This is a genomic window from Priestia sp. P5_B4, from assembly GCF_056400385.1.
Window position 1 is genome coordinate 23833 of record NZ_JBFULJ010000016.1, and the last position, 10843, is coordinate 34675.

11 protein-coding genes are annotated in these 10843 nt (G+C 38.7%); 10 read left to right on the forward strand and 1 reads right to left on the reverse strand.

Going from position 1 to position 10843, the window contains the following annotated elements; all coding sequences use genetic code 11:
• Window positions 1-15: 15 nt before the first annotated feature.
• The 9 genes from sufD to AC1DRF_RS03990 all read left to right on the forward strand — a co-directional run bounded on the left by sufD (window position 16) and on the right by AC1DRF_RS03990 (window position 8522).
• Window positions 16-1323, forward strand: a complete 1308-nt coding sequence (gene sufD / locus AC1DRF_RS03950; RefSeq protein WP_043977250.1) for a Fe-S cluster assembly protein SufD — start codon at window positions 16-18, stop codon at window positions 1321-1323.
• The gene (locus tag AC1DRF_RS03955; protein ID WP_013059645.1) at window positions 1323-2543 is read left to right on the forward strand and encodes a cysteine desulfurase; all 1221 of its coding nucleotides are present in this window, start codon (window positions 1323-1325) and stop codon (window positions 2541-2543) included. Before sufD ends, AC1DRF_RS03955 begins: the two co-directional genes overlap by 1 nt.
• Window positions 2533-2967, forward strand: a complete 435-nt coding sequence (sufU, locus tag AC1DRF_RS03960) for a Fe-S cluster assembly sulfur transfer protein SufU (RefSeq protein WP_013085338.1) — start codon at window positions 2533-2535, stop codon at window positions 2965-2967. The genes AC1DRF_RS03955 and sufU overlap by 11 nt, the downstream gene beginning before the upstream one ends.
• Before the next feature lie 45 nt (window positions 2968-3012).
• A complete protein-coding gene (sufB, locus tag AC1DRF_RS03965) occupies window positions 3013-4410 on the forward strand; it encodes a Fe-S cluster assembly protein SufB (RefSeq protein WP_013059643.1) in 1398 nt (465 codons plus the stop codon).
• A 102-nt stretch (window positions 4411-4512) separates the two neighbouring features.
• On the forward strand, window positions 4513-5367 hold the full coding sequence (locus AC1DRF_RS03970; RefSeq protein WP_013059642.1) for a DUF72 domain-containing protein: 855 nt from the start codon (window positions 4513-4515) through the stop codon (window positions 5365-5367).
• A gap of 131 nt (window positions 5368-5498) precedes the next feature.
• Window positions 5499-5801 carry a YunC family protein gene (locus AC1DRF_RS03975; RefSeq protein WP_013059641.1) on the forward strand — a complete coding sequence of 101 codons (303 nt, stop codon included), beginning with the start codon at window positions 5499-5501 and terminating at the stop codon, window positions 5799-5801.
• Window positions 5802-5890: 89 nt separating this feature from the next.
• Complete coding sequence (yunB, locus tag AC1DRF_RS03980; protein WP_013085335.1) at window positions 5891-6643, forward strand: sporulation protein YunB; 753 nt, start codon at window positions 5891-5893, stop codon at window positions 6641-6643.
• A 248-nt stretch (window positions 6644-6891) separates the two neighbouring features.
• Window positions 6892-8406: a sodium-dependent transporter gene (locus AC1DRF_RS03985; RefSeq protein ID WP_045291599.1), complete on the forward strand. Its 1515-nt coding sequence runs from the start codon at window positions 6892-6894 to the stop codon at window positions 8404-8406.
• A complete protein-coding gene (locus AC1DRF_RS03990) occupies window positions 8406-8522 on the forward strand; it encodes a methionine/alanine import family NSS transporter small subunit (RefSeq protein ID WP_016765823.1) in 117 nt (38 codons plus the stop codon). Before AC1DRF_RS03985 ends, AC1DRF_RS03990 begins: the two co-directional genes overlap by 1 nt.
• 30 nt (window positions 8523-8552) lie before the next feature.
• On the opposite strand, the gene AC1DRF_RS03995 is transcribed toward AC1DRF_RS03990, so the two are convergent.
• Window positions 8553-9554: a M23 family metallopeptidase gene (locus tag AC1DRF_RS03995; protein ID WP_097824858.1), complete on the reverse strand. Its 1002-nt coding sequence runs from the start codon at window positions 9552-9554 to the stop codon at window positions 8553-8555.
• A gap of 316 nt (window positions 9555-9870) precedes the next feature.
• On the opposite strand from AC1DRF_RS03995, the gene lipA reads away from it, so the two are divergent.
• Window positions 9871-10770 (forward strand): lipoyl synthase, encoded by a 900-nt coding sequence (gene lipA / locus AC1DRF_RS04000; RefSeq protein ID WP_013059637.1) that lies wholly within the window; start codon window positions 9871-9873, stop codon window positions 10768-10770.
• Window positions 10771-10843: the final 73 nt, after the last annotated feature.

Here is a 10843-nt window from a genome sequence, read left to right on the forward strand (position 1 = left end):
GTTAGGAGGATCTCTATGACTATTGATACGAAATTACCATTTGATCAAGAGTACATCAGCAGCTTTTCAAAAGAAGCTAATGAACCAAGTTGGCTGCTAGATCTTCGCTTACAAGCTCTTGCGAAAGCAGAAGATCTTGCACTTCCAAAGCCAGATAAAACAAACATTTCGAAATGGAACTTTACTGCATTTGACAAGCACACTTCACAGGCAAGCACAATCTCATCTGTAGACGAGCTTCCAGAAGTGGTTAAAGCATTGATTGATACAGAAGCTGTTAAAAATCTATATGTTCAGCGTGACCAAACAGCTGCATATTCAACATTAACAGAAGAGCTAAAGTCTCAAGGCGTTATCTTTACAGATATTCAAACAGCTGCTAAAGAGCATAGCGACCTTGTCGAGAAGTACTTCATGAAAGACGGAGTTAAAGTAGATGAGCACCGTTTAACTGCATTAAACGCAGCGTTATTAAACGGCGGTGTATTCGTGTACGTTCCTAAAAATGTAGAAGTACAAGAGCCGCTTCAAGCTGTATTTGTCCGTGAAGATGAAGAAGCTGCTTTATTCAACCATGTGATTGTTGTAGCTGAAGACAACAGCTCAGTAACATATGTAGAAAACTACATTGCTACTGCTGAAGAGTCAAAAGGTGTTGTCAATATCGTGACGGAAGTATTTGCTAACAGCAATGCAAAAGTAACATTTGGGGCTGTTGACTACTTAGCTAAAGGCACAACTACTTATGTGAACCGCCGCGGCGTAGCGGGCAAAGATGGTCGCATTGAGTGGGCTTTAGGCTTAATGAGTGAAGGAAATACAGTTTCAGAAAATACAACGTATCTAATGGGCGACGGTTCATATGGAGATACAAAAACGGTAACAGTTGGACGTGGAGAACAGTCTCAAAACTTAACAACAAGTATCGTACATTTTGGAAAACATTCTGAAGGCTACATTTTAAAACACGGCGTTATGAAAGAAAGCGCGTCTTCAATCTTTAACGGTATCGGTAAAATTGAACACGGTGCGTCTAAATCAAACGCTGAGCAAGAATCTCGTGTGTTAATGTTAAGTGAAAAAGCACGTGGAGACGCAAACCCAATTCTTCTAATTGATGAAGACGATGTAACAGCAGGACACGCTGCATCTGTTGGACGCGTAGATCCAATTCAGCTTTACTACTTAATGAGCCGCGGTATTCCGCAAACAGAAGCAGAACGTCTAGTTATCCACGGGTTCTTAGCACCAGTTGTAAACGAGTTGCCAATCGAAACGGTTAAAAAGCAATTAACAGATTTAATTGAAAGGAAAGTTCGATAATGAATATCTCTGATATTCGTAAACAATTTCCTATTTTAGACCAAGAGGTAAATGGCAGCCCGCTCGTTTATTTAGACAGTGCAGCAACTTCACAAAAGCCGCTTGCTGTAATTGAAGCAATTGAGAAGTATTATAAAGAATATAACTCAAACGTACACCGAGGTGTTCACACGCTTGGTACAAGAGCAACAGACGGATACGAAGGCGCTCGTGAAAAGGTTCGTAAGTTTATTAATGCAAAATCAACGGAAGAGATTATCTTTACGCGCGGTACAACGACAGCTCTTAATACAGTAGCTGCAAGCTATGGCCGTGCTAATCTCAAACCTGGTGATGAAATTGTGATTACTTATATGGAGCATCACAGCAACATCATTCCTTGGCAGCAAGTTGCCAAGGAAACAGGTGCAACGTTAAAATATATTTCATTAACAGAAGATCATGCACTTTCACTAGAAGAGGTAAAAAGCACGATTACATCCAACACCAAAATTGTATCGATTATGCAAGTATCTAACGTATTGGGCACGATTAACCCAGTAAAAGAGATTGCAGAAATTGCACATGCTAACGGTGCAGTAATGGTTGTGGATGGTGCGCAAAGTACGCCTCATATGAAGGTGGATGTACAAGATTTAGACTGTGATTTCTTTGCTTTCTCTGGACATAAAATGGGCGGACCGACTGGAATTGGCGCTCTTTATGGAAAGAAAGAGCTTCTTGAAAAAATGGAACCAATCGAGTTTGGCGGCGAAATGATTGACTTCGTAAACCTATACGAATCAACGTGGAAAGAGCTTCCTTGGAAATTTGAAGGAGGTACGCCAATCATTGCAGGTGCAATTGGTTTAGGTGCAGCGATTGATTTCTTAGAAGAAGTTGGTTTAGATAATATTCAAGCACATGAGCACAAGTTAGCGCAGTATGCACTGGATCGCTTATCGCAAGTAGATGGAATTACGATTTACGGACCGAAAGAGCGAGCGGGTGTTGTGACGTTTAATATTGAAGATGTGCATCCGCACGACGTTGCAACAGTAGTAGACGCTGATGGAATTGCGATTCGTGCAGGTCATCACTGTGCGCAGCCGCTGATGAAATATTTAAACGTATCTTCTACTGCACGTGCAAGCTTCTATTTGTATAACACGGAAGAAGAAGTAGATAAATTGGTGTCATCATTAATAAAAACGAAGGAGTATTTTACAAATGGCTTTTAATAATTTAGATACTCTCTATCGTCAAGTAATTATGGACCATTATAAAAATCCGCGTAATCGTGGAACGTTGAATGAAGATACTGTGAACATTCATATGAATAACCCGACGTGTGGAGACCGCATTGAACTTTCTTTAAAAGTAGAGGACGGCAAAGTGGTGGATGCAAAGTTCGAAGGCGAAGGATGTTCAATTTCAATGTCATCAGCTTCAATGATGACACAAGCAATTAAAGGTCAAGAAGTAGACAAAGCGTTTAAAATGGCCCATATCTTCTCTGACATGATGCAAGGTAAAGAGTATGATGATAGTATAGATTTAGGAGATATTGAAGCACTTCAAGGTGTAGCAAAATTTCCTGCGCGTATTAAATGTGCAACACTAGCGTGGAAAGCGATGGAAAAAGGTCTTAACGAACAAAAATAAGACCTTCATTCATTCCCAATCCTATCAAGTAGGGGGTAATAAAAGATGGCTAAAAAAATGCCAGAAATCGGCGATTATAAATATGGATTTTCCGATAAAGACGTATCAATTTTCCGCTCAAAACGCGGTTTAACGAAAGAAATCGTAGAAGAAATTTCTCGTATGAAAGAGGAACCACAATGGATGCTTGACTTCCGTTTGAAATCTCTAGAGCACTTCTACAACATGCCAATGCCACAGTGGGGCGGAGACATGGCAAGCTTAGACTTTGATGAAATTACGTACTACGTAAAACCATCTGAGAAGTCTGAACGCTCTTGGGATGAAGTTCCTGAAGAAATTAAACAAACGTTTGATAAACTAGGTATTCCTGAAGCAGAGCAAAAGTATCTTGCGGGTGTATCAGCTCAGTACGAATCTGAAGTTGTTTATCACAATATGAAAGAAGATCTTGAAGCACAAGGTATCGTATTTAAAGATACGGATACGGCGCTAAAAGAAAACGAAGATATTTTCCGTGAGCATTTTGGAAAAGTTATCCCGCCAACGGATAACAAATTCTCTGCACTTAACTCGGCGGTTTGGTCTGGTGGATCATTCATTTACGTACCAAAAGGTGTAAAAGTAGATACACCATTACAAGCTTATTTCCGTATTAACTCTGAAAATATGGGACAGTTTGAGCGTACGTTAATTATTGCTGATGAAGGCTCACACGTTCACTATGTAGAGGGCTGTACAGCACCTGTTTATACAACAAACTCTCTTCACAGTGCCGTTGTAGAGATCATCATCAAAAAAGATGCGTATTGCCGCTATACAACAATTCAAAACTGGGCGAACAACGTATACAACCTTGTAACAAAACGCGCGGTTTGTGAAGCAAACGCAACAATGGAATGGATTGATGGAAACATCGGTTCTAAGTTAACAATGAAATATCCAGCTGTTATCTTAAAAGGTGAAGGTGCACGTGGTATGACATTATCTATTGCCCTTGCTGGTAAAGGACAGCACCAAGATGCTGGTGCAAAAATGATTCACTTAGCACCGAACACATCTTCAACGATCGTATCAAAATCAATTTCAAAACAAGGCGGTAAAGTAACATACCGCGGTATCGTACACTTCGGCCGTAAAGCAGAAGGTGCACGTGCGAACATTGAGTGTGATACGCTGATTATGGATAATCAATCAACTTCTGATACAATTCCGTACAATGAGATTTTAAATGACAACATCTCACTTGAGCATGAAGCGAAGGTATCGAAAGTATCTGAAGAACAATTATTCTATCTAATGAGCCGCGGTATTTCTGAAGAAGAAGCAACAGAAATGATTGTAATGGGCTTTATTGAGCCATTTACAAAAGAGCTTCCAATGGAATATGCAGTAGAAATGAACCGTCTAATCAAATTTGAAATGGAAGGTTCAATCGGTTAATAATAGATCAAAACTCGTTTGCTGTTTATGCAAACGAGTTTTTTTGTATCGTTTGTATTAAAATAAAGAAAAGCGAAGCTAAGAACATAGAGGAGGAGTGGCATGATTTATATTGGAGTTACAGGCTGGGGAGATCATGATTCATTATATGAAGCGGGGGTTTCATCAAGAGACAAGCTTGCCGTATATGCAGGCCATTTTCCAATTGTTGAAGTCGATTCATCTTTTTATGCAATTCAACCAACATCAAATGTAGAAAAATGGGTGAACGATACACCGGAATCTTTTCGTTTTGTGGTAAAAGCCTATCAAGGTATGACAGGCCATATGAGAGAAGGAAATCCGTTTGATAGCAAAGAAGAAATGTTTCATGCGTTTTTAGAATCAGTGAAGCCTTACGTAACATCGAATAAGCTTGGTATGATTTTATTTCAAATGCCGCCCTGGTTTGACTGTACAAAAGAAAATGTAGCCTATTTGAGATATAGCCGCGAGAAGTTTGGCGATTTGCCAGTAGCGCTTGAGTTTCGAAATCAATCTTGGTTTAAGCCATTTTTCTACGATAAAACGCTGACGTTTATGGAACAAGAGAAGTGGATTCACGGTATTTGTGATGAACCGCAGGCAGGAGAAGGCTCTATTCCTATTGTGATTCATGCTACAGATAAACAGAAAACACTTATCCGTTTTCACGGACGAAACGTACACGGTTGGAATAAGCCCGCAGAAGGCAATTGGCGAGCAGTAAGGTTTTTGTATCGTTACAATGAAAAAGAGCTCCTAGAGTGGAAAGAACGGCTTGAAAAGCTACAAAAACAAACGAAGGACATTTACCTGTTATTTAATAATAACTCGGGCGGAGATGCTGTACATAATGCCAAACAGCTCATGAGTTTATTAAATATTGAATATGAGAATTTAGCTCCTAAACAATTAGATTTTTTTAATGAATTTTAGAACTGAGTCCTATAAAAGTTTATATAAATAAGGAAGAAGGAATATAAACGTCAAATAGGTAGAAAAGTATATGTAAAACCTCACTTTTTTCTTTCAAAATCATAAATTGATTAAGAAAGGAGTGAGTTACTATGATTACCTTAGCGCCTATCGTAATTGAAGGTCATACGTTTAATGCAGTTACCGTATTGCTGCCAAAAACAACTCTGTTAACAATCTCATCAGATAAAGGGTACATTATGTGCGGAGCACTAGACGTAGGTCTATTAAATGATAAATTAGCTGATCGTCAAATAATAGCTGGAAGAGCTGTAGGTGTACGTACAATTGAGCAGCTTCTTGAAGCGCCTCTTGAATCTGTAACGCTTGAAGCTGAAAAAAGAGGGATTTTTAAAGGGACAATTGGTAAAGATGCTTTATTGAAAATGCTTTAATATAGTGGGAAATTTAAGATAAAACTTTTTAAAAGAAGCGTGAACCTCCTTATACATGCATACATATAGCTTGTAAGGAGGGATTTTTTTTGGTTAAACTTCGTCGGAAATTAACAAGAAAAGGCCCGCTTCCTTTTCGCTACGTTCTGTTGCTCACCTTTCTTTTTTTTATGCTTTCCACAGGGGTAGGATTATGGCTAATTAATAGAGGGATTGAACCGACGTTAATGAAATATGCTGAAGCACAAACAAAAGAGATTGCAACTTTAGTTATTAATAAAGCGGTGAATAAACAGGTACTTGATCAACTGGACGTAGATGTCATTAAAGTGGAATCCACACCTAACGGTCAAGTAGCCAAAATTGACACAGCGCTTGTAAATCGGGTCAGAGCTCAAACTACGTCATTTGTCCAGGCTAACTTAAAAGAAGCAGAGAAAGGGAATTTAGATGCACTTGAACTTCCAACAGATATTCGTATTGAAAAAAGTGAAAAGTTGCGGAATCAAGGAATTGTATACCAAGTTCCGCTTGGGCAAGCGACTAATAATGCGCTGCTTGGAAATCTAGGTCCGCTGATTCCGGTTAAATTTCATGCTATTGGTGACGTTCAAACAGACGTAGTGCGAAAAATCGAAGAGTATGGAATAAATAATGCGTTTCTTGAAGTATCTATCAAAGTAAAAGTAAACATGCAAATCATTATCCCATTTGCAACTAAAAAAACAACCGTTACGGCTACAATCCCGGTCGGAGGCACCGTTATTCCTGGAAACGTTCCTGACTATTTTAACGGTGGAAACTCGTCTTCTCCGGCGATTGAACTTCCGAAGAAAAATTAACAATATTATATTAACGTGATAAAGTATTATTAAAAAAGCAGGTGCGGAAGTTCAAAAAGACTTTCATACTTGCTTTTATTCATTAGAACATTTGTCTGAATTTTCTATAAAAAATATTTTGACATACTATCTTCTCCCTTCTATAATTTGAGATAGGAAGTTATAGAAAGAATAATCTAAAAATTATAAAAATTCTCGCTGATCTACGATAAAAAGAGAGTAGGGAGAGAACAAGAGGGGGAATTACAGTGGAAAATAGGCCGCAGTGGGGATCAAGAGCAGGGTTTATTTTAGCAGCAGCAGGTTCAGCAATTGGACTAGGGAATATATGGAGGTTTCCAGCTACTGCATATGAAAACGGAGGAGGAGCATTTTTTCTTCCCTATTTATTTGCTTTGTTGACGGCAGGAATTCCTATTTTAATCATGGAGTTTGCTATAGGTCATAAATATAAAGGTTCTTCTCCTTTATCATTAGCGAGACTAAGTCCAAAGGCTGAGTGGCTAGGCTGGTGGCAAGTAGCTATTTCCTTTTTTATTTCAGTTTACTATTCCGTCATTATCGCGTGGGCGATGTCGTATTTTATCTTTTCATTTAAGTTAAGCTGGGGAAAGGATACGGAAGCGTTTCTATATGGAGATTACTTAAAGTTAGCTGAAGCACCAGGACAAACAGGAAGCATCGTATTACATGTTTTAATTCCGCTTGTACTTGTATGGATTGTCACGTTAGGTGTGTTATTAAAAGGAATCAAAAAAGGAATTGAAGCGGCAAACAAAATCTTTTTACCAACACTAATTGTTCTATTTTTAATCATCGTTATTCGAGCAGTAACATTGGACGGAGCAATGGAAGGTCTGCACGCTTTCTTTAAACCAAACTGGAGCGCAATTGGAGATGGAAAGGTTTGGATTGCGGCATATGGTCAGATTTTCTTTAGTTTATCTGTTGGTTTTGCTATTATGATCACTTATTCCAGTTACCTTCCAAAAAAATCTGATTTAACTAATAATGCGTTTATTACTGGATTCGGTAATTCCGCTTTTGAATTACTAGCAGGAATCGGTGTGTTTAGCGCACTTGGTTTTATGGCTACTCAGCAAGGTATCCCAATCGATAAGGTGGTTCAGGGAGGGGTAGGACTAGCCTTTGTTGTTTTCCCGCAAATTATTAATGAATTTCCGGCCTTTAAACAGCTGTTTGGAATGTTATTCTTTGCTTCCTTAACATTAGCAGGGTTAACGTCGCTTATTTCAATTATTGAAACCTTTGTAGCAGGCATTCAAGATAAATTTACTATCTCACGTACAAAATCTGTATTAATAGGCGGAGGAATCGCTTCAATTTGCTCGCTGTTATTTGCAACACAAGGCGGACTTTATTTCTTAGATGTGGTCGACTATTTCATTAATAACTTCGGAGTTGCTTTAGCAGGCTTAGTAGAAGTTGTATTAGTTGCTTGGGTATTTAAAAAGTTGAGCAGCCTTCAGCAGCATGCAAATGAAGTCTCTGATATCCGAATCGGATCATGGTGGAAGATATGTTTAGGAGTCGTTACACCACTTGTACTTGGGTATATGATGTTTGATAACTTCCGGAAAAATATTTCGGAAAATTACGAGCAGTATGCAACGACTTTTGTAGGTCCTTTTGGTTGGGGCGTGGCAGCTCTGGCTGTTATTTTAGGAATTGTTTTCTCTTTTGCACGATGGAAAGATGGGACGATCCGTTTGTCAGTTAAAGAGAAGGGGGTTTCTAAATAATGGATGGAAGTTCAATTACAATGATGGTTGTAGGAATGGTCATCATATGGGGCGGCTTGGCCGCGAGTATTGCTCATGCTGTGAAAAAAGCAAAAGAAAGCAAAGCGTCAGGATAAAAAAACAGGAAGCGTCGGCTTCCTGTTTTTTTATTTTTTCTTTAGTTCTAAACGATCATTTCTTTCCCACGTTCTTAACTGAGGATATGGGTCAAACGACCACTCATTTTTGCCGTTATCTTTATACATTCCATAATGCAAGTGAGGAGGGAATTTCCCAGAAGTTCCAGGAGGTCCATAACCGGAACTTCCTACTCCACCAATGAGTGTTCCTGGTTCTACAATTTGCCCTACTTTTAAATTTTTTGCAAACCCGCTTAAATGGGCTAAATAATGATAGTTATTATGAAGGTCACGAATACCGATTCGCCAGCCTCCATATTTATTCCATCCTTTAAGCTCAATAATGCCATAGCAAGGGGATTTTACTGGAACTCCGTAATCTGCAAAAATGTCTGTTCCTTCATGGATTCGTTTTCCACCCCAGCCGCGCGCATCTCCCCATGTACTGCGATAACTGTAGTTCGCACGGAGAGGCACAGGAAATGAAGAACCTTTTAAATCAATGCGCCCGTAATGGCGAAAAATTTTAGCATTCCCTAAAATAATATCAACCGCTTTAGCCCGGTGATAATAGTTCCAAAGCGCAATTTTAATATAGTCTTCGGATACCCCGAACGTCCGAATATAATCTGCCATGGTAAAAAGCATATCTTCATCATTAAATTGGTCTGCTTTTTTGTCTCCATTCCCATCTTTACCTATTCCCCCGAGCAGAGAAATAGTGAGTGGGTTTGTATCTTCCAAATTTGGATTTAGAGAACCTGACCATTTTTCTGGAGGATAATAAATGGCGATCGCACCTTTTTCTCTTGGAATATCTTTATGAGAGCGTCGAATATTTCGTTCATACTGATCAATCCCAGCAAAGTAATACCAAGGAATTGTAGTAGCGGCTTCCATTTGTTTATATAGCTCTAATCTCTTTTGAATAAGCATTTTTTCTTGATCTGCTGAAGATTCAGCTGTTACGTGGTGCCATCCTGTGAATATAGACATGAACATAAAAAGTAAGATAATCGTTTTGCGCATCGTGTTTCCCCCTTTCTAAAAATAGTGTGTAACACTAGTTTGCAGCGAGAAAAAAGATTTCATAAATATTAATTAATGGAAATCGCTCCAAAACTTTTTTAAAGAATTTTATTCAGCAGATAAATGGAAATTATACGGAGGATGAAAACGCACACATTCGGATGGAAAATAGAAGAAAACTCAGGAAAATAAAGAGCAGACAACTTGTCGAATCTCACTTTTTTATGATAAAGTGACATATAGTTATGTTTTTAATATGTAGTTAAAATTAAGCATATAGGTTATAGACATTTTCTAGATTGGTGGAGTTGATAATATGGCAACAAAAGAAGAGCATGTCCGCAAACCCGAGTGGCTGAAGATTAAGCTAAACACAAACGAAAATTACACAGGCTTAAAGAAAATGATGCGTGAAAAAAACCTTCATACAGTTTGTGAAGAAGCAAGATGTCCGAATATTCATGAGTGTTGGGCTGTTCGTCGTACGGCAACTTTTATGATTTTGGGAGAAGTATGTACACGTGCCTGTCGTTTTTGCGCGGTTAAGACAGGTTTACCAACAGAATTAGATTTAGAAGAGCCAGAACGCGTAGCAGATTCTGTTCAGCTGATGAACTTAAAACATGCGGTTATTACAGTAGTAGCTCGCGATGATTTAAAAGACGGAGGAGCAAGCGTATTAGCTGAAACAATTCGTGCGATTCGTCGTAAAAATCCATTCACAACAATTGAAGTATTGCCTTCTGATATGGGCGGTGTAGAAGAGAACTTACGTATTGTAATGGACGCACGTCCTGATATTTTAAACCATAATATTGAAACAGTACGCAGCCTTACGCCTCGTGTTCGTGCTCGTGCTAAATATGAGCGTTCTCTTGAGTTCCTTCGCCGTGCAAAAGAAATGCAGCCGGATATCCCTACAAAATCAAGTATCATGCTTGGTCTAGGAGAAACAAAAGAAGAAATTATTGAAACGATGGATGATTTGCGTGCGAATAATGTAGATATTATGACGCTAGGCCAATATCTACAGCCAACTAAAAAGCACATAAAAGTTCAAAAATATTACCATCCAAATGAGTTTGAAGAGCTAAAAGAAATTGCATTATCAAAAGGATTCAGCCATGTCGAAGCAGGTCCTCTTGTACGTTCTTCTTACCATGCAGATGAGCAAGTTAACGCTGCTGCAAAAAACAAAGCACAAGAAAGTAAATAAGGTAAAAAGAGGCTGGAACAAAAGTAGTTTAGCCGAAGTGAAAAACGAACCACTAATCAAACTGTTTGATTAG

Excerpts from the sequence above, each read along its gene's own strand:
- AC1DRF_RS03970 (WP_013059642.1), top strand. The coding sequence starts at position 4,513 with ATGATTTATATTGGAGTTACAGGCTGGGGAGATCATGATTCATTATAT.
- AC1DRF_RS03955 (WP_013059645.1), top strand. The coding sequence starts at position 1,323 with ATGAATATCTCTGATATTCGTAAACAATTTCCTATTTTAGACCAAGAG.
- sufB (WP_013059643.1), top strand. The coding sequence starts at position 3,013 with ATGGCTAAAAAAATGCCAGAAATCGGCGATTATAAATATGGATTTTCC.
- AC1DRF_RS03995 (WP_097824858.1), bottom strand. The coding sequence starts at position 9,554 with ATGCGCAAAACGATTATCTTACTTTTTATGTTCATGTCTATATTCACA.
- AC1DRF_RS03990 (WP_016765823.1), top strand. The coding sequence starts at position 8,406 with ATGGATGGAAGTTCAATTACAATGATGGTTGTAGGAATGGTCATCATA.
- AC1DRF_RS03975 (WP_013059641.1), top strand. The coding sequence starts at position 5,499 with ATGATTACCTTAGCGCCTATCGTAATTGAAGGTCATACGTTTAATGCA.
- sufU (WP_013085338.1), top strand. The coding sequence starts at position 2,533 with ATGGCTTTTAATAATTTAGATACTCTCTATCGTCAAGTAATTATGGAC.
- sufD (WP_043977250.1), top strand. The coding sequence starts at position 16 with ATGACTATTGATACGAAATTACCATTTGATCAAGAGTACATCAGCAGC.
- lipA (WP_013059637.1), top strand. The coding sequence starts at position 9,871 with ATGGCAACAAAAGAAGAGCATGTCCGCAAACCCGAGTGGCTGAAGATT.